This window comes from Sanguibacter biliveldensis, assembly GCF_033798665.1.
Classification (GTDB): Bacteria; Actinomycetota; Actinomycetes; order Actinomycetales; family Cellulomonadaceae; genus Sanguibacter; species Sanguibacter inulinus.
In genome coordinates this window covers 404565-427100 of sequence record NZ_CP138359.1, presented here as the reverse complement: position 1 = coordinate 427100, position 22536 = coordinate 404565, and the positions used below count along the sequence as shown (strand labels likewise).

At 71.7% G+C, this 22536-nt stretch carries 19 protein-coding genes; 7 read left to right on the top strand and 12 right to left on the bottom strand.

Annotated features, from left to right (window positions below):
- Positions 1-63: 63 nt before the first annotated feature.
- Positions 64-1527: a nitronate monooxygenase gene (locus SANBI_RS01860; protein WP_319158418.1), complete on the top strand. Its 1464-nt coding sequence runs from the start codon at positions 64-66 to the stop codon at positions 1525-1527.
- Here SANBI_RS01860 and SANBI_RS01855 read toward each other — a convergent pair.
- The 3 genes from SANBI_RS01855 to SANBI_RS01845 are packed head-to-tail and all read right to left on the bottom strand — an operon-like array spanning position 1524 to position 4564.
- Positions 1524-3482, bottom strand: a complete 1959-nt coding sequence (locus SANBI_RS01855) for an alpha/beta hydrolase (RefSeq protein ID WP_319158416.1) — start codon at positions 3480-3482, stop codon at positions 1524-1526. The genes SANBI_RS01860 and SANBI_RS01855 overlap by 4 nt on opposite strands.
- Positions 3483-3534: 52 nt before the next feature.
- The gene (locus tag SANBI_RS01850) at positions 3535-3885 is read right to left on the bottom strand and encodes a hypothetical protein (protein ID WP_319158415.1); all 351 of its coding nucleotides are present in this window, start codon (positions 3883-3885) and stop codon (positions 3535-3537) included.
- Positions 3878-4564 carry a DsbA family oxidoreductase gene (locus tag SANBI_RS01845; protein WP_179914514.1) on the bottom strand — a complete coding sequence of 229 codons (687 nt, stop codon included), beginning with the start codon at positions 4562-4564 and terminating at the stop codon, positions 3878-3880. Before SANBI_RS01845 ends, SANBI_RS01850 begins: the two co-directional genes overlap by 8 nt.
- A gap of 104 nt (positions 4565-4668) precedes the next feature.
- On the opposite strand from SANBI_RS01845, the gene SANBI_RS01840 reads away from it, so the two are divergent.
- Positions 4669-5223: a tetratricopeptide repeat protein gene (locus tag SANBI_RS01840; protein ID WP_319158412.1), complete on the top strand. Its 555-nt coding sequence runs from the start codon at positions 4669-4671 to the stop codon at positions 5221-5223.
- 47 nt (positions 5224-5270) lie between these two features.
- On the opposite strand, the gene SANBI_RS01835 is transcribed toward SANBI_RS01840, so the two are convergent.
- Positions 5271-6071 carry a DUF2510 domain-containing protein gene (locus tag SANBI_RS01835; RefSeq protein ID WP_319158410.1) on the bottom strand — a complete coding sequence of 267 codons (801 nt, stop codon included), beginning with the start codon at positions 6069-6071 and terminating at the stop codon, positions 5271-5273.
- Between the two features lie 41 nt (positions 6072-6112).
- Complete coding sequence (locus SANBI_RS01830; protein WP_319158408.1) at positions 6113-7054, bottom strand: DMT family transporter; 942 nt, start codon at positions 7052-7054, stop codon at positions 6113-6115.
- A 58-nt stretch (positions 7055-7112) separates the two neighbouring features.
- Between SANBI_RS01830 and SANBI_RS01825 the strand changes: the two genes are divergently transcribed.
- Positions 7113-7718, top strand: coding sequence for a TetR/AcrR family transcriptional regulator (locus SANBI_RS01825; protein ID WP_319158406.1), 606 nt, complete (start codon positions 7113-7115; stop codon positions 7716-7718).
- 103 nt (positions 7719-7821) lie between these two features.
- Here the strand turns inward: SANBI_RS01825 and SANBI_RS01820 are convergent, their stop codons facing one another.
- The 5 genes from SANBI_RS01820 to SANBI_RS01800 form a co-directional block, all read right to left on the bottom strand.
- Entirely contained in the window at positions 7822-8124 is a 303-nt protein-coding gene (locus SANBI_RS01820) for a putative quinol monooxygenase (protein ID WP_056135579.1), read from the bottom strand.
- Between the two features lie 82 nt (positions 8125-8206).
- Positions 8207-9442 carry a D-mannonate dehydratase ManD gene (gene manD / locus SANBI_RS01815; RefSeq protein ID WP_319158403.1) on the bottom strand — a complete coding sequence of 412 codons (1236 nt, stop codon included), beginning with the start codon at positions 9440-9442 and terminating at the stop codon, positions 8207-8209.
- A 151-nt stretch (positions 9443-9593) separates the two neighbouring features.
- Positions 9594-10487, bottom strand: coding sequence for a carbohydrate ABC transporter permease (locus tag SANBI_RS01810; protein WP_319158401.1), 894 nt, complete (start codon positions 10485-10487; stop codon positions 9594-9596).
- Positions 10484-11464, bottom strand: a complete 981-nt coding sequence (locus SANBI_RS01805; protein ID WP_319158399.1) for a carbohydrate ABC transporter permease — start codon at positions 11462-11464, stop codon at positions 10484-10486. The genes SANBI_RS01810 and SANBI_RS01805 overlap by 4 nt, the downstream gene beginning before the upstream one ends.
- Entirely contained in the window at positions 11464-12882 is a 1419-nt protein-coding gene (locus SANBI_RS01800; protein ID WP_319158397.1) for an ABC transporter substrate-binding protein, read from the bottom strand. Before SANBI_RS01800 ends, SANBI_RS01805 begins: the two co-directional genes overlap by 1 nt.
- Before the next feature lie 281 nt (positions 12883-13163).
- On the opposite strand from SANBI_RS01800, the gene SANBI_RS01795 reads away from it, so the two are divergent.
- From SANBI_RS01795 to SANBI_RS01785, 3 genes are all read left to right on the top strand, one after another.
- Positions 13164-15350, top strand: a complete 2187-nt coding sequence (locus tag SANBI_RS01795; protein ID WP_319158395.1) for an Ig-like domain-containing protein — start codon at positions 13164-13166, stop codon at positions 15348-15350.
- 170 nt (positions 15351-15520) lie between these two features.
- Positions 15521-17404, top strand: coding sequence for an Ig-like domain-containing protein (locus tag SANBI_RS01790; RefSeq protein ID WP_319158392.1), 1884 nt, complete (start codon positions 15521-15523; stop codon positions 17402-17404).
- A 302-nt stretch (positions 17405-17706) separates the two neighbouring features.
- The gene (locus SANBI_RS01785; protein WP_319158390.1) at positions 17707-19875 is read left to right on the top strand and encodes an Ig-like domain-containing protein; all 2169 of its coding nucleotides are present in this window, start codon (positions 17707-17709) and stop codon (positions 19873-19875) included.
- 158 nt (positions 19876-20033) lie between these two features.
- On the opposite strand, the gene SANBI_RS01780 is transcribed toward SANBI_RS01785, so the two are convergent.
- Both SANBI_RS01780 and SANBI_RS01775 read right to left on the bottom strand, forming a co-directional pair.
- Positions 20034-20885 carry a FadR/GntR family transcriptional regulator gene (locus SANBI_RS01780; RefSeq protein WP_319158388.1) on the bottom strand — a complete coding sequence of 284 codons (852 nt, stop codon included), beginning with the start codon at positions 20883-20885 and terminating at the stop codon, positions 20034-20036.
- Between the two features lie 26 nt (positions 20886-20911).
- A complete protein-coding gene (locus tag SANBI_RS01775) occupies positions 20912-21400 on the bottom strand; it encodes an anthrone oxygenase family protein (protein WP_319158386.1) in 489 nt (162 codons plus the stop codon).
- Positions 21401-21480: 80 nt separating this feature from the next.
- Between SANBI_RS01775 and SANBI_RS01770 the strand changes: the two genes are divergently transcribed.
- Positions 21481-22482 (top strand): AraC family transcriptional regulator, encoded by a 1002-nt coding sequence (locus tag SANBI_RS01770; RefSeq protein WP_319158384.1) that lies wholly within the window; start codon positions 21481-21483, stop codon positions 22480-22482.
- Positions 22483-22536: the final 54 nt, after the last annotated feature.

Here is a 22536-nt window from a genome sequence, read left to right as displayed (position 1 = left end):
CCCACCCCTCGAACCTACGGTTCAGTAACCTACGTCACCGTAGCCTGACAGAGGGGTCGATCCGTGACCGCACTCCCGTTCTCCCTGCCCACCCCGGGCCGGTCGCTCCCTCGTGTCATCCAGGGCGGGATGGGCGTCGCCGTCTCGTCGTGGCGGCTGGCCTCGGCCGTCGCCCGCACAGGCCAGCTCGGCCTGGTCTCCGGGACGGCCCTCGACCTCGTGCTCGCGCGACGCCTGCAGGACGGCGACCAGGACGGCGCCGCACGACGAGCGCTCGGCGCCTTCCCCGTCCCCCGCATCGCCCAGCGGGTGCTCGCCCGGTACTTCAGGGCCGACGGCCGCCGGGCGGGTCAGCCCTATGCACCGGTCCCCAGGCTCGCGCTGCGCCAGACCCGGCTGGCCCAGGAGCTCATGGTCCTCGGCAGCTTTGTCGAGGTGTGGCTCGCCAAGGAGGGGCACGACGGCCTGGTCGGCATCAACTTCCTCGAGAAGGTCCAGATGGCCACCCCGACCGCGACCTACGGCTCGATGCTCGCCGGTGTCGACTACGTGGTCATGGGTGCAGGTATCCCCCGAGACATCCCCCAGCTGCTCGACCACCTCTCCGGGCACGAGGCGGTCAAGCTCCCGGTGACTGTCACCGGCGGGTCTGGGCACACTGTCGACCTCGACCCCGAGGCGCTCCTCGGCATCCCGCTCGAGCCTCTCGTCCGGCCGACCTTCCTCGCGATCGTCTCCGCGCACGCCCTCGCGGCGCACCTCGTGCGGGACGAGAAGGTCCGTCCCGACGGGTTCGTCGTCGAGGGCCCGCCCGCGGGCGGCCACAACGCGCCGCCGCGTGGCCGGCTCACCCTCGACGACACAGGTCAGCCGGTCTTCGGACCGCGCGACCAGGCCGACGTGTCGAAGGTCGCCGAGCTCGGGCTGCCGTTCTGGCTCGCCGGGGCGCACGGGACGCCCGAGGCGCTGGCAGCGGCTGAAGAGTCTGGGGCTGCCGGGGTGCAGGTCGGCACGCTGTTCGCGCTCTCCGAGGAGTCCGGCCTCGACCCTGCGCTCCGCGACGACGTGCTCGCCCGGCTGCGGGCTGGCACCCTCGACGTCCGGACAGACCCGCTCGCCTCGCCGACAGGCTTCCCCTTCAAGGTCGTCCAGCTCCCCGCGACCCTCTCCGACGCCTCCGTGGTCGCCGAGCGCCCGAGGCTCTGCGACCTCGGCTACCTGCGGACCCCGCTCGAGCGCACCGACGGGACCATCACGTACCGCTGCCCCGCCGAACCTGTCCACATGTACGAGCGCAAGGGTGGCGACGCCGCGGACACCGTCGGACGGTCCTGCCTGTGCAACTCCCTCGCCGCGAACGTCGGGCTCGGCCAGACGCGCGGCGACGGCTACGTCGAGCCGCCGCTGGTCACCCTGGGGGTCGACGTCGACGGGGCGACACGACTGGCAGCGCGCCACCCCGGCACGTGGACGGCCGTCGAGGTGGTCGACTGGCTCCTCGGGAGCCCGCAGACCCGGCCGCTCTAGGCGCCGGGCGCCGCCACCCACTCGCGCAGCGCCGACGTGTCGGCCGCGGTCCAGCCCTCGGGCGGCACGATGGCGGCCCAGGAGTCGACGGTCCCGAGCTCGTAGCTGTGCCCGTAGCCGTCGGGCATGTCGATCGAGAACACCATGTCGACAGTCACCTGCCAGAAGGTGACGAAGGGGTACCACTGCATGTCCGGGTTGACCGAGGGCGCGAGGTCCTCCTTGAGCCAGTCGGGCTGGCGGAGGATGAGGTCGGGCGACCACCAGACGACAGGGTCTGTCGCGTGCTGCAGGTACACGATCCGCGGTGCCTCCCACGGGCCGAGGTCGGTCAGCCCGTCAGGGGTGTCGACGAAGCGCACGTGGTCGCCGCCGTCGACGACCGGCAGCCGCTCGGGCGAGCCTGCGTCGCGCTCGTCGGTGATCCGCCCCCACGGCTCGGAGAAGTTCGGGGAGCCGATCCACAGCGCGCCGTCGACCCGCGCAGCCATGTCGTCGACGCCGCTGAAGGCGGCCTGCCCGCCGTAGGAGCCGAGGCTCTCGCCGAAGACCACGAGCTTCGGCCGTGAGTCTTCGGGCATCTGGTCCCACACCGCGTAGACGGCCTCGAAGAGCGCCCGCCCGGCGTTCTCGGGGGTCTCGCGGTCGGCGATGAAGGCGAGCGGGCTCGGCAGGTAGGAGTACTGCATGGCGGCGATCGCGGTGTCACCGTTGTGCAGGTACTCGAGCGACGTGCTCGGGGCCTCGTTGACCCAGCCGCTGCCCGTCGTCGTCGCCACGGCCAGCACCTCGCGGTCGAAGCCGCCCTCGCGGGCGAGCTCGGCGACGACCGTCGCCGCGACCTCGCGCAGGTCGTCCGAGGTCTCCAGACCCGCGTAGGCACGGACCGGCGTCATCGCGGGCTCGCCGCTGAACTCTTCGAGCTCGTCGACCGTCGGGCCGCCCGCGACGAAGACCTTGCCGTTGCGGCCCATCCCGTCCCAGTCGACGAGGGAGTCCGGCGACCCGGAGCGCTCGGGGTCGACAGGCTGCTCGACACCCGGGACGTCCGCCTGGTCGGTCTGCGCCGCGAGACGTCCGCCGACGGCCAGGATGCCGGGCAGCACTCCGTCCTGGACCAGCAGCACGGCGACCACCACAGCCGTGACGGTGCCGAAGATCTTGGCGGGGAGCACGGGTACGAAGCGCGAGCCGAAGCGCGCGAAGATCTTGCCGAGCTGGATGAGGGCCCTGAACAGCCCGATGAGGGCGACCGCGACGAGGGCCGCGACCGGGATCGCCAGGACGTGGAACCAGCGGTTGTCGACGGGCATGCCGACCAGCTCGGCCGTCACGGTCTGGGCGTGACCGCCGAGGAAGAAGGCGAGCGGGACGACGACAGCCGTCACGACGGCCAGGACGATCCATGCCCAGCGGCGGCGGTTCGCCTTCCAGTCGGGCGAGAACCCGAGCCTGCGCAGCAGGGTCGCGATGCTCACCCCGACCCCGTAGCCGAGCGCGACGCAGATGCCCGTCGCGAGAGCCTGCAGGTACCAGGGGCGTGGGAGCAGGGACGCGCTCATCGACCACGAGTAGAAGATCACACCGAACCACGCGCCGACACCGTGCAGCGACCACCAGTGCGGGGTCTTGGGCACGGGCGGGAGGCGCGGGTCGTTGATGTGCGAGGCCCACCGGTGCCAGCTGCGCAGCGCCGCCTCCCCGAGGCTGACGGTGCCGACCTGCTGGACCGTCGTGGGGTCCGTGGCGGTGGCGCTGTCCGCAGTCTCCGTCCTGGTCGCGCTGTCCGCGGTCTCCGTGGCGCCTGCGGACTTCTCGACCGCGGCGGTCTCCTCGATGGTCGCGGTCGAGCCGCCGACCACAGCCTCGCCCGCCGCAGCACCCTCGTTGAGGGCTCGCGCCGCGGCGGCTGCGCTCGTGGCGTCGGGCGCCGCGGGGCGCTGCTCTGTGGTCATGCCGGTGAGCCTAGGCGACAGGCGGCCTCGTCGTCTCGGACGCCCGGCAGTCTCAGTCCTGCTCGGTGCCCGTGGTCGAGGGGCCGGGCTCCGTGGCGGTCGACGGTGCCGGCACGGCGCAGACACCGTCGACGCACACGCCGACGTCGTCCGAGCCGAGCATCTGGAAGGCGGGGACCACCTGGACCTGAGGGACGGCGAGCACGGGCGGCACGGCCACAGGGGTGGCTGGCTCTGCGGCAGCGGGCTCGGCATCCTCAGGCGCCGGACCAGCAGTCTCACGCCTGGCCGCTCGACCGGCAGCGAGGGCGTCGGGCGCGAGCGCCACGCCGCCCTCGCACGCACCGCTCGGCGCCGTGCCCGCCGCGTCGGCGGGCACGGCCGAGGTGCGGTCGTCAGCCACGGCTGGCGGCGTCGGCCGGGACGTCGGCGTCGGCCGCGGCCTTCTCGAGGACCTGCACGAACACTGCGGGCTCCTGCGCGCCGCTCACGCCGTACTTGCCCTCGACGACGAAGAAGGGCACACCCTGGATGCCGTAGGCCTGCGCCTGGGCGATGTCCTGGGCGACGTCGCCGGCATGCTCACCGGACTCGAGGACAGCACGAGTGGTGTCGGCGTCGAGGCCGACCTCGGCCGCGAGCGCGACGAGCTCGTCGACGCGCCCGAGGTGACGGCCCTCTTCGAAGTAGGCGCGCAGCAGGCGCTCCTTCATCTCGCCCTGGACGCCCTGCGCCTTGGCGTGGTGCAGCAGCTCGTGGGCCTTGAGGGTCTTGGTGTGCTGGAGCGCGTCGAAGTCGTAGCTCAGGCCGACCGACGCGGCGACCTCGGTCATCTGACCGAGCATCTGCGCGACCTGCTCGCGCGGCATGCCCTTGTGACCGGCGAGGAAGTCCACCTCGGAGCCGTCGAAGTCGACGGGGGTGTCGGGCGCGAGCTCGAAGGAGTGGTACTCGATCTCGACGGGGCGCGCGGCGCCTGTCGCGTCGAAGGCCACGAGGGCCTCTTCGAAGCGGCGCTTGCCGACGTAGCACCAGGGGCAGGCGATGTCCGACCAGATGTCGACCTTGAGGGGAGCAGTCATGCTCGGGTCAACCGGTACGCGGGCCGCAGCATTCCCGTCGGTCGTCCTCGCGTGGCGGGGGCCCGCCGGCGTGACCGTGGAAGAGTGGGCCGCTGGAGGACACCATGACACGAGTGACCAGAGCGACCAGCACGACCCGAGAGCTGTACGACGAGCTGGACAGGATCTTCGCAGCTCGTGACCGTGACGACATGGCGCCGACGATCGCCGCCCTGCTCCCGCTGCACGACGAGCACCCGCACGACGCCCGCGTCCTCTACGAGCTCGCCGGAGCCTACGACACGGCCGGAGACGAAGAGAGGGCCCTCGGGCTGTACGAGCAGGCGACCGCTGAGGGGCTCGAGGGGGACCTCCGCCGACGGTGCTACCTGCAGCACGGCAGCACGCTGCGCAACGTCGGGCGCGTCGAGGACTCCCTCGCGCTCTTCGCCCAGGCCCGGGCCGAGTTCCCGGAGTCTGTCGCCCTCGGCGTCTTCGAGTCGCTGAGCCTGCACGCTGCCGGGCGTGCCAGCACGGCCCTGGCGAGCGTGCTGCTGCTCCTCGCGGACCACGTGGAGTCCGAGGACCTCGACAGGTACAAGCCTGCGGTGCGGGGGAACGCGGAGTACCTGGCCTCGCTCGACGAGGCGTCGTCGGCGGCTGAGGCTGCGGCTCTCTAGCCGGTCGTCTGCTCGACCTCCGTGTCGCACAGGCCAGGCGACGGACGTCAGCGCTTCTGGGCTCCGACGGCGAGGCGCAGGTCCTTGTCGACGCGGACCTCGAGGGTCAGGCCGGTCTGGCTGCCGTCAGCCCACTCGGCGGTGGGGTACGTGCAGCTGAAGACGAAGTTCTGCCCGTTGCCTGTCGGTGCCTTGACGTCGCCGACGGCGCTGCGGTCTTCCGAGCCGTCGCTCGCAGACACGAGGCGATCGGCGTCAGGGTCGGACACCGTGAGGGTGGCCCACTGGTCCGCGAGCTCCGGGCAGCCGATCCCGACGATCCCGAGGTCCTCTGCCGAGAGGCCGTCGCCGGACTCGCGGTCGGTCATGGCGTAGCCGAGGGCGAAGATCGCGAGGCAGGCCAAGAACGCCGCGAGGATGCCGATCTTCACGGCCTTGGGGGTGCCCTGCGAGGGGGCGGCGTCGGCGGTCGGGACCTGCTGGGCGCCGCCGAACTGGAAGCCGGCGGTCGGCGACTGCGGCTGCTGCGGCTGGCGGGCCTGCGACTGCTGTGCTTGCCATGACGGCTGGCTCTGCGCGGGCTGCTGACCCTGCTGCTGGGCGGCGGTCTGCCACGAGGGTGTCTTCTGCGCGCCGGGCTGCTGGCCGCGGGCAGGCTGCTGGGCGCCCTGCACCCAGGCCGGGCGTGCGTCGTGGGTGGCGGCGGGCGACGAGGGCTGGGCCGCCGGCGACGACGGCTGGCTCGCGCCGGGGCGCGGGGCCGTCTGCGTGGTCCAGCTCTCTCCGTCGAAGTACCGGATCAGCTGCTGGTCCTGCGGGTCGTCGTACCAGCCGGCGGGGGCGCCCATGAGTGTGCTCCTAGAAGGTCGGGAGGCGCACCACAGCGCCCTCAGGAGACTAGGTCGCGCGCGGGGACGGCGCAAGGACGCCGACCTCGTGCCTCGCTCGTGATGACGACGCCGACACCTGCAGCGCACAGCGCGAGCCCGGCGACGGTCAGCGGCGTGAGCGGCTCGCCGAAGACCAGCGCCCCCGCGACGGCTGTCGTCGGTGCCACGCAGAACAGCAGCGCGTTGAGCACGGTGATCCCGAGGCGTCGCACGAGGTACCAGTAGAGGCCGTAGGCGGCGAGGGTCGGTGAGACGGCCACGAAGGCGACGGTCCCCCAGAAGACGGCCGTCGTCGGGGGCACGGCCTGTCCCGTGAGCAGCGCGAACCCGCCGATGACCACGAGCGCGACGGTCGCGTGCAGCAGGAGCGTGTCGACCACGGAGGCCTCGGACGGGTGGCGACGCTCGACCAGGGTCGCGGCCACGAGGCTCGCCATCGCGACGAGCGGCAGCAGGTAGGCCCACCAGGACGCCGTCCCCGACCCGAGGTCCGCAGAGACCACGAGCGCGACGCCCACGGCACCGGCGGCCAGGCCCGCCCACTGGGCGCCGCGGACCCGGAGCCCGAGGACCGGTCCGACGAGGGTCGCGACGACGAGCGGCTGGACGGCGTCGATGAGCGCCGTGGTCCCCGTGCTCACCCCGAGCCCGACCGAGACGTAGATCGGCACGACGTACCCGACCTGGGAGAACAGCCCGACGAGCCCGTGGCGCCCGAGCTCGTCGCGCCGGGGCGGCTGGTGCTGACGCCGGCGACGGACCACCCCGGTCGCGACCGCGAGCAGGAGCACGACGACCGCGAAGCGCCAGGTGAGGAGGGTGGCGACAGGCGCGCCGACGTCCACGGCGGCCACGAGGAACCCGGAGGACCAGCAGAGCACGAAGACGACCGAGAGCAGGACTGGCACGACGACAGCAGGTATACCGATCTGTTTAGTCATGGCGTTGACTATACAGATCGGTATACCTGGTGCTCCACCGATCGGTAGAGTGGCTCAGATGCAGACCTCCCCAGCCGCTCCCGTCCTCACGCCGGCCGCCCAGCGCGTGCTCGACGCGGCGTCCGAGCTGTTCTACGAGCGCGGGATCCATGCCGTCGGGGTCGACCTGGTGGCCGAGACCGCAGGCGTCACCAAGAAGACGCTCTACGCGCGCTTCGGCTCGAAGGACGCCCTCGTCGTCGCCTACCTGCAGGGGCGCGACAGGCGGTGGCGCGAGTTCCTCGACGGCTTCATCGCCGGTTCCGAGGCGACGGGACTCGACAGGCCGCTCCTCGTCCTCGACGCGGCGGCCGCGTGGTCCGACGACCACAGCCCGCGGGGGTGCGCGGCGATCAACGCGCGCGCCGAGACGGCCGAGATCTCGGACCCGATCGCACAGGAGGTCACCCGGCAGAAGGTGTGGCAGCTCAGCGTCTTCGCCGAGCTGTGCCGCGAGGCCGGGGTCGCCGACCCCGAGGCGATCGCGCAGATGCTCATGCTGTTCTACGAGGGCGCGATCGTCACCGTCGGGACGGCGACCTTCGCGGCACCCTTCGCCGTCGCCCGCGAGGCGGCGCGAGAGATCCTCGCGCGCGCCGCGCGGGTCGAGGTCGAGACGACCTGAGGTCGGCGGGCGGGACGGTCAGCGGCCGTCGGTGCACCGCGACGACGACACGACCTCGAGGCGCGAGACCGGTCACCCGTCGAGACGCTCGTCCCGGCCTCTCTCAGAGAGCGAGCGGCAGGCGCTCGGAGTAGACGGTCTTGACGGGCGGTGCCGCGAGGATCTCGCCGAGCCGGCCCTGACCCTCGGGCGTCGTGCGCCAGGCCGCGTAGGCGTCGTGGTCCGCGGTGGTCGCCCAGCGCTCGACGACGAGGACGTGCCCGGGGTCGGCGTCGTCGACCAGAGCCTCCAGGCCCTCGTTGCCCGGCCACGCCCGTGTCGCAGCCAGCGTCGCGCTGAGGTGCTCGGCGGCGTCGGCGAGGTGGTCGGGGTGGATCTGGATCTCGAGGTGGACGATCGTCGTCATGGTGGACGCCCTTCGGTCGGCTGGACGGCGCAGCACCAGCCACGCCCACCCGCGAGCCTAGGTCCGCCGACCCTCCGCAGCCCTACCAGTCGTGGATAGTCCCGTCGGCGAGGCGGTTCACCGGGAGGTAGGCCGGGGCGTAGGGGTAGCCTGCGGCCATCTCCTCGTCGAGCTCGACGCCGATGCCGGCCACCTCGCCCGGGTGCAGGTGGCCGTCGGTGAAGGTGAAGGCGTGCTGGAACACCTCGTGCGTACGGGCGGTGTAGCCGGAGTACTCCTGGATGCCGAAGTTGTGGATCGCGAGGTCGAGGTGGATCGCCGCGGCCATGCCCACGGGCGAGATGTCCTCGGGGCCGTGGATCGCGCTCTTGATGTTGTGCTGCGCGGCGTAGTCGAAGAGCTTGCGCAGCGGCGACACCCCGCCGAAGTGCGTCACGGCCGAGCGCACGTAGTCGATGAGCTGCTCCCCCACGAGGGTCTGGTAGTCGAAGACCGTGTTGAACACCTCGCCGATCGCGAGCGGGGTGGTCGTGTGCTCGCGCACCAGACGCAGTGCGTCCTGGTTCTCGGCGGGCGTGCAGTCTTCGAGCCAGAAGAGGTCGTAGGGCTCGAGGGACTTGCCCAGGCGTGCCGCCTCGATCGGTGTGAGCCGGTGGTGGGCGTCGTGCAGCAGCGGGATCTCGGGACCGAACTCGTTGCGGACGGCCTCGAAGACCGTCGGGATGTGCCGCAGGTAGGCGCGGGTGTCCCAGTCCTCGACGACCGGTCGAGCCGTCTGGTCGAGGCGCGGGGCCCCCGCGACGCCGTCGGCCTCGGCGATCGCGGTGCCCTGGTGCACGCCGTAGACGGTCTTGAGGCCGGGGACGCCGGTCTGGATGCGGACGGCCGTGTAGCCCTCGGCGAGGCGTGCGCGGACCGAGTCGAAGAGCTCGGGCAGGTCGGCGCCGTTGGCGTGGCCGTAGGTACGGACCCGGTCACGGCTCGCGCCGCCGAGCAGCTGGTAGAGCGGCAGGCCCGCGACCTTCGCCTTGATGTCCCACAGCGCGACGTCGACCGCGGCGATGGCGGCCATGGTCACCGGGCCGCGGCGCCAGTACGCACCGCGGTAGAGGAGCTGCCAGGTGTCTTCGATGCGGTGCGGGTCTGTGCCGATGAGCAGCGGCGCTACGTGGTCACGCAGGTACGACACGACCGACAGCTCGCGGCCGTTGAGCGTCGCGTCCCCGAGCCCTGTGTACCCGGAGTCGGTGGTGATCTTCAGGGTGACGAAGTTGCGTCCGGGGTTGGTGACGATGACCTGGGCGTCGACGATCTTCATGAGGTTCTGCGCTCTTCCTGTGGGGGTGCGGTACGGCTGTGCTGCGGACGGCCCCGGGTGGCGGACCGTGCGGTGGAGGCTGTGCGGTGGAGGACCGAGGACGTGCTGCGGTCGGGTCGTCGACGAGGAACTCTCGACGACCCGACCCGCGTCAGCCCTTCGTCGCTCCAGCGGTGAGCCCGGCGACGAGGTACTTCTGCCCGAAGACCGCGGCGAGGACCACCGGCACGGTCATCAGGGCTGCTGCGGCCATCAGACCACCCCAGTCGGTGCTCGCGTAGGAGATGAAGCTGAACAGCGTCACGGGCATGGTCTTGGTGTTCTCGTCGGCGAGGATCAGCGCGAACATGAAGTTGTTCCAGCTGAAGATGAAGGCGAGGACCGAGGCCGTCGCCGTGCCGGGTGCCGCGAGCGGCAGGGCGATCCGCCAGAAGGCCCCGAAGGCCGTGAGGCCGTCGGTCCGGGCAGCCTCTTCGAGCTCGACCGGGAGCCCCTCGAAGAACCCGATCATGATCCACAAGATCAGCGGCACCGAGACGAACATGTGGCTGAGGATCAAGACCGTGTACGTGCCGACGAGGCCCACCTGCGCGAAGAGGTAGTACCAGGGCACGAGCAGCGAGACGGCCGGCACGATGCGCGCGACGAGCACGACCGACCCGGTCCGCTGCATCGAGAAGCGCCCGACGGCCCAGGCGGCTGGCACGGCGATGACCACCGAGAGCGCTGTCGACGCGACACCGACGATGAGCGAGTTGCCCATCGACCGCAAGATCTCGCCGTCGGCGAGGATGCTGCGGAAGTTGTCGAGGGTCGGGGAGAAGATCAGGCCGACGCTCGGGTCGGTCACCTGGACGTTCGTCTTGAGGGCCGCGGCGATCATCCAGACGACGGGCATCGCGAAGATCAGCGAGACGACGGTGATCGCGACACCGCGCAGCCAGCCCCAGGGGGACCGGGGAGCCTCGCGCAGGACGACGGGCGGCCGGGTCCCGGTGCCCGCAGGACGGGGCGAGCCGGCAGCTCGCGTGGCGACGGCGCTCATGCGGACTTCCTTCCGGAGCGGAGACGCAGCAGGACGACGACTCCGATGATGAACAGGGTGAACAGGACGAGGACCGCCGAGGCGAGGCCGTACTCCTGGTAGTCGAAGGTGAGGCCGTAGGCGTAGACGTTGAGGGTCTCGACCTCGAAGCTCGAGCCACCCCCGGCACCCTTGGTGGCGTAGAGGATGTCGAAGGTCTTGAGGGCGTCGACCGCGCGCAGCACGAGGGCTGTGAGCAGGGTGGTCCACAGCATCGGCAGGATGATGTGCCGGAACCGCTGCCAGGCTGTCGCGCCGTCGACGCGGGCGGCTTCTTCGGGCTCTTCGGGCAGGGTGGTGAGCCCGGCGAGCAGCAGCAGGGTCATCATGGGCGTCCACTGCCACACGTCGATGAGCATGAGGGTCGGCAGCGACTGGCTGACCGAGCCGAGGAACTCCTGCGGCGGGATCCCGACGAAGCCCAGCAGGTGGTTCGCGATCCCGTTGGTCGGGTCGAGGATGAGCAGCCAGAGGATGCCGATCGCCACGGGCGTGGCGAGCAGCGGGATCATGAGGACCGTGCGGACCATGCGCATGCCGCGGAAGGCCTTGCGCATGAGCATCGCGAGGGCGAGCCCGAGGACCACCTCGAGGGTCACCGCGACGACGGTGAAGATCACGGTGCGCCAGGCTGCGGGCCAGAAGCGTCGGGCGTCGCTCAGCGCGTCGGCGTAGTTCTGCAGGCCGATGTACCGGTTGTCGGCGTTCACGGCACCGAAGGCGTCGGTGAAGCTGAGGTTCACGGTGAAGATCAGCGGGAACACGATCATCAGCCCGACGAAGGCGAGGGCCGGGGAGAGCATGAGCCACTTGAGCCGGCGGTTGGCCTGCTCGAAGGTGCGGGGCGCCTTGAGGCCCCGCGCGGTGCGGCCAGCCGGCCGGGTCGAGGTCGGGCGGGTGTCGGGGAGCGACGGGGCGTCCGTCGTGCTGCGGCTCATCAGAACTCCTGCTGACGGTTGTCACGGTCGAGGAAGTCGCGGAACTCCGCGTCGGCGTCGGCCGCGACCGACGCGACGTCCTCGCCGAGGATCCCGGCGACCAGCGGGCGGCCGACGATGTCGCGGGCGCGCCCCACCTGGATGACCTCGGGGCGGTCGTGCCCGATGCCGTTCTCGGCGTTGATCCGCATGGTCTCGGCGAGCTCGGGCGGGAAGGACGCGAGGGTCTCGGGGTCCGACCACGCCGACTGGCGTGCGCCGGGGATGCCCTCGGCCTGGAGCCTGGCGACCATCTCGGGGCTCGACGCCCACTGCACGAAAGCCCACGCGTCGTCCTGCATCCGCGAGAACGCGTTGACGCCGATGCTCCACGACGGGATGTTGTGCGGCTTCGAGCCCGCCGGGCCGGCCGGGAAGGGCGCGAAGCCGACGGTCTCCTGGACCGTCGAGATCGACGGGTCGAGGAAGTTGGAGTAGATCGCGTCGGCGTCGACGTAGAAGGCGGCCTTGCCCTGCGCGAAGATCGGCATGGCCTGCTCGAGGCTCATGTTGGTCGCCCCGGGCGGACCGGCCTCGTGCAGAAGACGGCCGTAGTACTCGTAGGCCGCGACGGCCTCGGGCGTGCCGATGCCCGACGAGCCGTCCTCGAGGGTGAAGTCGCCGCCGAAGGAGTAGAGGAAGCTCGACCACTGGCTCACCGCACCGGCGCGCTGCCCGCGGCCGACAAATCCGAACTGGCCGTTGTCGCGGTCGGCGAGCTCGAGGGACATGGCGAGCAGGTCGTCGAGGGTCTGCGGGGCACCGCCGAGGCCCTCGACGAGGTCCTTGCGGTAGTAGAGCGCCGGGCGCTCGGTGACGACGGGGACGCTGAGGACGTGGCCTCGGGTGACCGAGCGGTCGCGCGGAGCCTCCTGGAAGTCCGCCCAGTCGAAGGCGGTGTCCTCGACGCGGTCGGTGAGGTCGGCCATCCAGCCGTTGCGCGCGAAGAGCAGCTGCTCCTGGAGGGCGCGGACCATCATCACGTCGATGTCCGTCGCCGAGGCGTTGAGCTTGACGTTGTAGGAGTTGGACAGCTGGTCCGCCGTGAGCATCTGCATGGAGACGCGGCGGCCGATCATGTCCTCGAACTCGGGGAAGTACGCCGAGATCGCCTGCGACCAGACGTGGTTGATGGCCATGACGCGCAGGGGGGCGTCGGGGCTCGGGGTGCCGCTGCGGGGGGCGCAGGCGGTGAGCGCTGCCGTGCCGGCGGCTGCGACGAGCAGCTTGCCGAAGGACCTGCGGGACAGCGCGGTGCGCGCGAGCGAGCCGCTCGTGAGCCCGCTGCTCGCGGCATCGGCGCGGCCGGGCACGGGGGACCCGGGGGTCGCAGGGTCCGGGCTGCCGGTCGTGCCGGTGGCGGGGCGGATCAGGGACATCGTCATCCTCGTCGCTCTCTGCCCCGCAGCGTCGCGGGGCCTCGTGCTCTGGGTGTGCGTGATCTGGTGGTGTGCTGCTCTACGGTGCTGGGGTCGTGCCGGTGAGCTGGGTCCGCTGCCCGTCGGATCCACTGGTCCAACTGGTAGGACCAGTTGGACCGTACCAAAGTCCACGGAGTGACACCAGTCCCGCCAACGCTGCAGTCCGGGTCCGTCTCTGCCGATAGACAAGGAGCAGCGGACGTCTCCGCGGCCTCTACCCGTGTCCCAGGAGGACAGCCATGCGCACCCGTCGCACGTCGGCTCCCCGCTCGACTCTCCACCGAACCTCCGGCCTGCGCCGCGTAGCCGCGGTCGCACTCGCCCTGCCGCTCGCACTCGGCGCGCTCGCCGCCACGGCGCTGCCCGCGTCGGCCGGGGTGTCACTCGCCCACATCGAGCACAGCCAGCAGGCCTACGCCGGGATCCCCGGACCGGCGACCTTCACGTGCGAGGACACCCCAGAGCGGCCGCTCGTCGAGGCACGCTGGGACGCGTCGGGGCAGAGCAGCGGCTCGGCCAGCCCTGCAGCGCCGGGCAACGGCACCTTCTCCTTCACCACAGACGTCACGTTCTCCATCCCCGGCACGATGTGGACGCTCGGGCTCACCTGCGACTACTCCTCCGACGAGACCGACGCGGACTACGCCAACGTGATCGTGCACGTCGAGGCCCAGAAGCAGGGCACGTCGACCGTCATGACCCTCGACCCCGCACGCGTCAACCCCGGCTCCGCGGTCTATGCCACGGTGGCCGTCACCACGGCCGACGGCCCCGCGACCGAGGGCTCCGTGCAGTTCTCCGTCGACGGCAACCAGCTCGCGGGCACCTCAGAGCTCGACGGTGCCGGCACGACGATGGCCGTGATCCCTGGCCTGGGCACCGGCTCGCACGAGATCTTGGCCGAGTACTCCGGCTCCGGCACCCTGGCCTCCTCGTCCTCAGTGGAGACAGTCTGGGTCAAGGCCGTCCCGGGGATCGACCTCAGCGTCCCCGTCTCCGCCACCTCCGCCGAGGTCGTGCTCTCCGCCACCGCGACGGCATCCTCAGGCTTCGGCACCCCGACCGGGTCGGTGACGTTCTTCACCGACCAGGAGGTCGCCCTCGGCCAGGCGGTCCTCGTCGACGGGCACGCGACCCTCTCGATCCCTGGGCTGCTCCTCCCCCGCGACTACGAGATCTTCGCCGTGTACTCAGGAGACGACGACTACACCGGCAAGGCCTCCGCAGCACGGGGCCTCACCGTCGTCCAGCCGCCCGTCGCGCAGCAGACCACGACCACGCTGAGGTTCTCGCCCACGCCGGTCTACTCCGGTGACCCGATCATGGCGACCGCAGCCGTCACCACGACAGACGGCACTCCCGTGACCACCGGGACCGTCCAGTTCTCGTTCAAGGGCCAGGACGTCGGCAGCCCCGTCGGGCTGGGCACGGACGGGACCGCGAGCATGCCCATCGCGTGGCAGGCAGCAGGCGAGTACAAGGCCGCGGCCACCTACACGGGCGTCGAGACCTTCTCCGGGTCGAGCACCGAGGGCCAGAAGCTCACGGTCCTCCAGCGCCCCCAGGAGACGTTCAAGGCGACCCCGACCGTGACGCTCACCGTCCCGGCGAAGATCTCGACGCCGAAGGTCGAGGTGTCGGTCGCCGTCACCGGTGAGGTCATCTGGACCCTCGCCGACGTGACGGCCGCCAGCCCGGTCCCGTCGACGCCGACCGGCACTGTCACCGTGAGGTTCGTCAAGGGAGGGACGCCGTACACGGGGACGCTCGTCGACGGCGTCGCGACCTTCACCGTGGACGCGCCGGCTCCTGGCACCTACGAGGTCGAGGCGTCCTACTCGGGCGACGACTTCTACTGGGCAGCCTCCGACGTCGCCCCCACCGTCGTCGAGGCTCCGGTCGTCACACCCCCGGTCACTCCGACGCCGGACCTGACCGGGTCGACCACGACGCTCGCGCCTGGCGAGAAGATCACGCTCGTCGCGCGCGGGTTCCTGCCCGGCGAGACCGTCGAGTTCGTCCTGCACTCTGACCCGGTCGTCCTCGGCACCGCCGAGGCCGACGCCGACGGCGTCGCGACGCTGGTCGTCGCCCTGCCCGCCGGGGTCCCGGCCGGTGAGCACCACGTCGAGGCCACCGGGATGACCTCCCTGCGGACGGCCCAGATCCCGGTGACGGTCACCGCGGACGTCGCCGTCGTCACCCCGCCGGTCGTCACGGCACCTGTCGTGACGGTGCCCGTCGCCGCTGCACCCGCCGCCGCCCCGGTCGTCACCGCGCCGGTCGTGGCCGTGGCTTTGCCTGCGGCTCCGCTCGCGTCGACCGGCGCCGAGCTCGGGTCGACCGCGCTGCTCGTCAGCGTGCTGCTCGGGTCGGGCGTGCTCCTGGTCGTCGGGCGACGCAGGTTCGGTGCGCTCGCGGGCTGAAGCGTCCCGCCGCACCGCCAGAGCCCTCGACCGTCCGACGGTCGGGGGCTCTGGCGTCTCCGGGTATGAGATTCCACCGCGGGCACCTCTCACGGGTGCAGCGGTCCTGCCGATAGATCGTCAGCAGCGGACGTCTCCGCCGCTTCGGCCCTTGTCCCAGGAGGACAGCCATGCGCACACGTCGCACCCCGGCTCCCCACACGTCCCAGCCCCGTGCCACCCGACTCCGCGGCCTCGTCGCCGCGCTCCTCACGGCGCCGCTCGCCCTCGGCACGCTCGCCGCCACGGCGCTGCCGGCTGCAGCCGAGCCCGAGGCACCGAAGGGAAAGGTCACGGTCGACTCGACCGTCCCGGTCGGGGAGCCCGTCCAGGTCTCGTTCACCTGCCCGACCGACCCGGACCACGTCCTGGGCTCCATGGGGTACATGGTCGACGAGACGACGGGCCTGGTCTCCCTCGGTGAGGGCTTCCCGGTCACCCCCGCCCCCGGAGTCACCTCCTTCACCGCCGAGCGCACCGTGACCTTCCCGGTCGCCGGCGAGTACCGCGTCGAGCTCTTCTGCCACAACGGCTTCGACGGTGACGCCGTGTGGATCCAGGCCGGCGACCTCGCACCCGTCGCGGAGGCCACCTCGGTCGAGATGCGCTTCTTCCCGGACGTCGTCGAGTCGCACAACCCGATCAGCGTCGAGGCCACGGTCACGACCAAGACCGGCCGCGCCACCGCAGGCACAGTCCAGTTCTCGATCGGTGGCACGCCCGTCAGCCAGGTCCTCAGCGTCGACTCTGCAGGTTACGTGTCCACGACCTTCCCGAGCCCGGGCCCGGGCACCCAGAGCGTCACCGCCACGTACACCGGCACCGAGCTCTTCACGGGCTCGTCGAGCAGCCGCGACGTCTTCGTCAAGGCGAAGGCCGTCGTCTCGACCGTCGTCCCCGACCGTGTCCGCGCACCGCACACCGCCCTGAGCGCCACGGTCGCGAGCGCCGGGGGCCTCCCGGTCCCGACCGGCACGGTCACCTTCCGGTACAGCGAGGGCGCCGTCCTCGGCGAGGCGCCGCTCGTCGACGGGACTGCGAACCTCGCCCTCCCCGACCTCGCCCCCAGCGTCTACGACGGTGTCTTCGCGGTCTACTCGGGCGATACCTCCTACAGCCAGGGTGGGAGCGCCCGTCGCGACATGATCGTCGACCGGCCGCTCGCGCCGCTCAAGTCCCCCGCCGTCGTCACGGTCGGCGTCCCCCTCGCGATCACCGGCACCCAGGTCCCGGTCAAGGTCACGGTCGCGCCCGGCATGCACGAGACGTCCACGAGCGTCGCCGGTGTCGGCACGCCGTCAGGCACAGTCGCCGTCTCGCTCGGCAAGGGCGGACCGCGCCAGACGGTCACCCTCGTCGACGGGACCGCGAGCGCCGTCTTCGACAGTGTCGCACCAGGCACCTATGAGGTCGAGGCCTTCTACACCGGCGACACGCACTTCGACGTGGGCGCTGGCTACGCGCCGACCACGGTCACCGCGCCGGTGGTCACCCCACCTGTCACTCCCCCTGTCGTGACCCCGCCGGTCGCGCCCGACCTGTCCGGCTCGACCTCGACCCTGCCCGCCGGCGGGACCATCACCCTGGTCGCCCGTGACTTCCTCCCCGGGGAGACGGTCAGCTTCTACCTCCACTCCGACCCGATCTTCCTCGGGACCGCTGTCGCCGACGCGAACGGTGTCGCGACCCTCGTCGTCGCGATCCCGGCGGGTGCTCCCGCCGGCGAGCACCACGTCCGCGCGACAGGCGCCACCTCGCTGCGCACCGCGGAGATCCCGGTCACCGTCACCGCGGCTCCGGTCGTGACGGCCCCGATCGTCACCGTCCCGGTCGCCGTGCCGGTCGTGACGCCCGTCGCCGCGGCACCCGTCGCAGCAGCGGTCCCGGCCGTCGCTGCTCCGCTCGCCTCGACAGGTGCCGAGCTCGGCTCGACGGTGCTGCTCGTCAGCGTGCTGCTCGGCTCGGGCGTGCTGCTGCTCGCCGGTCGCCGACGGTTCGCCTCCCTCGCGGGCTGAGTCCTCCAGCTCCATCTCCAGAGCCCTCGACCGTCCGACGGTCGGGGGCTCTGGTGTCTGCGCTCCCGCGCAGCCCCGCTGCGCCTGCCCGGTCGCACGGGCCGCACCAGCTGCGCAGCCGGCAGCTGCACGGCCGGCCCCGCGGCGACGAGGCGGCGAGGCGGCGAGGCGGCGAGGCGGCGAGGCGAGTCTCTCGACGTGATTTCCACCGCCTGCACCTCTCACGCGCGCTGCGGTCCTGCCGATAGACCGTCTGCAGCGGACATCTCCGCAGTCTCGACCCTTCGCCCAGGAGGACAGCCATGCGCACTCGTCGCACCCCGGCTCCCCACACGTCCCGGCCCCGCGCCACCCGACTCAGCCGGCTCGTCGCCGCGCTCCTCGCCGCACCGCTCGCGCTCGGCACGCTCGCAGCGACGGCTCTGCCCGCCGCAGCGGTGCCTGCTACGCCCTCGATCACCCTCACAGGGAGCGAGGTCGTCGTCGGCAAGGAGTACCGGGCGGAGATCGTCTGTCCGGAGAACGTCGACTTCCCGCTCCTCAGCGCTGCCTGGGAGGCCTCTGACGAGAGCGGCGGTCCCGCCTACGAGAGCGGCAGCGACGGGTCGCAGCGCTACTACGACGCGTCGGTGACCTTCGCGACCCCCGGGACCCACGGCCTCGTCGCGGTGTGCAGGTACTCCGACATCGACGACGTCCGGAGCCAGCCTCAGCAGGTCGTCGTGGCCTCCGACGTGCCCGAGGTCCGCGAGACGACGACAGGCCTCAACGTGTTCTCGAGCGTCGTCGAGCCTGGCGAGAAGATCGACGCCCAGGCCGTGGTCTTCAGCGAGAGCACGCCGGTCACCGGAGGGAGCGTCACGTTCTCCCTCGACGGCACGCCGATCGTCCCCGCGTCGCTCGTCGTCGACGGCACAGCCTCCGCGCTCATCGACGCCGCACCCGGTCACCACGAGCTGATGGCGACCTACAGCGGCTCGAAGGACCTCAACCTCAAGGAGTCCGTCTCCCTGGTCCAGGACGTCCGCGTCAGGTGGAAGTCCGACGTCCTCGCGCCGGTCCCCCCGCTCGTGACTGGTTCGGAGGTCACCCTGACGGCCCAGGTCGTCCAGGCTCCGGAGCTCTCGACCCCCCGGGGCACGATCACCTTCACCTACGACGGCGGGAAGCCCCTCGGCACGGCCACCGAGCTCGACGGCGGCGCCGTCTCCCTGGTCGTCTCGGGCCTGGTGCCGGGCGTGTACAGGGACGTCATCGCCACCTACTCGGGTGACAAGAGCTATTCGAAGGGCGTGTCCGAGGGCATGCAGATGGTCGTCGAGGCACCCCGGCCGGCGGCCAAGGCGCCCACCACCGTCACGGTCGACGTGCCCAAGACCAGCAGCCCGCGCGTCGAGATCACGGTGACGGTCGAGCGCGCTCAGCTGCCGACCTTCGCCGGCGTCGCCGAGGTCGTCCACCCGACGGGCACAGTCCTCGTCAGGCTCGGCACGAAGGGCATGCAGAAGGAGGCCGCCCTGGTCGACGGCGTCGCGACCGTCGTCTTCGACGGCACACAGCCGGGCGACTACACAGTCGACGCCTCGTACTCCGGAGACGAGCGCTTCAAGGAGTCCTTCGGCATCTCCTCGACGACCGTCGGAGCTCCGCCCGTCACCCCGGTGACCCCGAAGGTCACCGTCCCCGCGACAGTCACCACCACCGTCGGCACCCCGGCGACCTTCACAGTGGGCCTGCCTGCCGAGAACCGTCCCGCAACCCTGCGGATCACCGGGGCCCGGGAGCCTGTCGACATCCTCGTCCCCGCCGCCGGCGACGTCACCGTCACGGTGCCCGTCCTCGACCTCGGCACGCACGAGATCGTGGTCGAGACCGCGGCCACGAAGACCCTGGACGCGACCGCGCACACCGTCCGGATCGTCGTCGCCGGTGAACCCGCCAGAGGCTCGTCCACCCCGGACGCCGACCTCACCGGGTCGACCACGACTCTCGTGACCGGCAAGAAGATCACGCTCGTGGCCCGCGACTTCGAGCCCTTCGAGACTGTCGCGTTCTTCCTGCACTCCGACCCGGTCTTCCTGGGCACCGCCGTGGCCGACGAGAACGGCGTCGCGACCCTGGTCGTCGCACTCCCGGCGGGCGTGCCCGCAGGCGCGCACCACGTCCAGGCGACCGGCGGGACCTCGGGCCGCTGGGCCGAGATCTCCGTGACCGTCACCGAGGGCACACCTGCCGCCGAGGCCCCAGTGGCGACAGGTCCGATCGTCACTGTGCCCATCGCCGCACCGGTGGCACCCGCAGCGCCCGCTCCCGTGGTCGCCGCACCGGCAGCACCGGCGGCGGTCACGGCAACCCCGCTCGCCGCGACAGGCGCCGAGCTCGGCTCGTCCGCGCTGCTCGTCAGCGTGCTCCTCGGCTCGGGCGCTCTGCTCATCGCCGGACGCCGACGGTTCACCACGTCGGCCCGCTGAGCATCAGCACGACGCACCTGCTCGACCAGGAGAGCCCCCGACCGCCAGTGGTCGGGGGCTCTCCTGCATCACGGCGCACTGCCCTCCGAGGCACCCGCGGTCTGGCAGCCTTCGGAAGCCCCTCGGCCCCGGTGCCAGCCGCCGTCCTGCGCGGGGGGTCACCCGCCCTGCTGGCTCCGGAGCAGCGTCTCGATGTGCCGGGTGGCCATGACGTCGAGGGACACGTCGAGGTCGGCGCCGTAGGTGCGCAGGCCGAGGGACAGGTGCTCGCGCATGCGGTGACGGGCGAGGTCGACGTCGCGGGCCTTGACCGCCTCGAGGATCTCCGGGTGGTGCGGCACACCAGGCTCGCCGATCGACGGGTCAGAGTTGGACCGCAGCATCATCTCGAACATCATGCCGCTGATGGACGACAGCATGATGCGCAGCACAGGGTTCCCCGAGGCCGCCGCGATCGCGTCGTGGAAGTCGAGGTCGGCCCGGGCCTGCGTGACGACGTCCTGAGCGGTGAGCAGCAGGTCGTTGGCGACGGACATCGCGGCGATGTCGGCCTCGGTCGCGCGCTCGGTCGCGAGGCCGATGATCTCGACCTCGAGCGGGATGCGCGCCTCGATGAGGTGCCGGGCTGTCGGCCGCTCGGCGCGGTAGAGCGCGTCGTAGCCGCGGGCCTGGGCCGAGGAGTGCTCGCTGACGAAGGACCCGCGCCCGGGCGCCACCTCGATGAGGCTCTGCGCCTCCAGGCGCCGCAGCACCTCGCGGACGACGTTGCGGCTGGCACCGAACTGGACAGCGAGCTCACGCTCGGAGGGCAGCTTGGCGCCGATCGCTATGTCACCGGAGCGGATGTCGTGCTCGAGCCTGCGGGCGATCTGCTCGGTGAGCAGCCCGCGCTGCTGCGGCGGGACAGGGTCGTGCCGGGTGCTCGGTGCTGACGTGGTCGCCCGTGCACCCGCTCCCCCGGTCGGGCTCGACGTCGTCTGGTCGGGCGTCGGTTCCGGCGGCACAGGCATGACCCCGAGGATAGTCGAGCACGTGGTCAGGGCAGGAGGACCCGAGCACCGAGCAGCGCCGCCCCGAGCACGGAGAGCCCACCGCGCAGGCTGTTGGCCGTCGTCCACTCGCGGGCGAGCGACAGCCACCGGGCCTGGTCCGTCACGGAGATGGGGTCGAGCGCAGCGACCAGGTCGTTGCGCGGCACGTTGTAGACGACGGTGACGACGAGGCTGGCGAGGGCGAGCGCAGCCCCGACCAGGCCCGTCACGGTGCCGACGCCGATCCCGCCGTCGGTGCGCGCCCGGACCACCTCGACCACCACGACGGCGACCGCTGCTGCCGCACCGCCGAAGAAGACGAGCATGAACGGCGCCCGGACCGCCTGGACGTTGATGTGCTGCATGGTGGCGATCGCGTCGGCGGCGGGCCGCGAGCGCAGTGCGGGCATGACCATCGCCGAGAAGGCCAGGTAGACCCCGCCGGTGACGGCGGCCGCACAGGCGGCGACGAGATGTGTCGATGAGAAGAGCATGCGCCCAGTCCACAGCCTGTGGACGAGACTGTGAATAGTTCATCCGCGTCAGGACATACGCGAGCGTCTAGGGTCGAGGGATGGACCCGTTGTCCGGTCTGCTCGACCACCCCCGCGCTCGCGGAGCCTTCACGCTCCGCGTCGTCATGGACCCGCCGTGGTCGATCGACGTCCGGGACGAGGCGGCACTGACCCTCGTCGTGGTCCTGCGTGGGAGCGGAAGACTGGTGGCCGACGGCCGCAAGACCGAGATCCGGCCCGGCGACGTGGCGGTCGTGAGGGGGCCGCAGCCCTACGTCGTGGAGCACCTGGAGGACGACACCGACGACGGGACGGGGCCTCCGGCACAGGCCGACGCACTCCCTTCCGTCCCGGCCCACCCCTCCCTGACCAGTGCGGTGATCGGCCCAGACCAGTCCTGCACGACCCCCGACGGCACCGACCTGCACCTCGCGATGGCCCACGGCACGCACACGTGGGGCAATACCGCCGACGGCACCGACTCCCTGCTCGTGGCGACCTACCCGGGCGCGAGCGAGGTCGGCCGGCTCGCGACCGAGGCCCTCCCCCGGGTGGCGCACGTCCCCGCCGGCTCCGGACCTGAGACGGCGCTCGTCGACCTGCTCGTCCACGAGCTCACCGCAGACCAGGTCGGGCAGAGCACCGTCGTCGACAGGCTCGTCGACGTGGTGCTCGTGGCCACGGTCCGCGCCTGGCTCGCCGCCCACCCTGACGATGCACCCGGGTGGCTCTCGACAGCGCACGACCCCGTGGTCCACGGGGCACTGCGAGCGATCCACGACCGCCCGGCCGAGCCCTGGACGGTCCTGACGCTGGCCCGGGAGGTCGACGTCTCGCGCGCGACCTTCGCGGCACGCTTCCGCATGCAGGTCGGCTCACCGCCGATGGCCTACCTCACGCGCTGGCGCCTGACCCTCGCGGCCGACCTGCTGACGACGACAGACCGCACCCTCGCCTCGATCGCCGCCGACGTCGGCTACAGCAGCGCCTTCGCGCTGAGCGCGGCCTTCTCCCAGCAGATGGGCACGAGCCCGAGCCGCTACCGCCGCCAGCACGTCTGAGCCTCTCCGGTCGACCTCGTCGTCGTCCCGCGAGTGCGAGCACACGTGTCAACG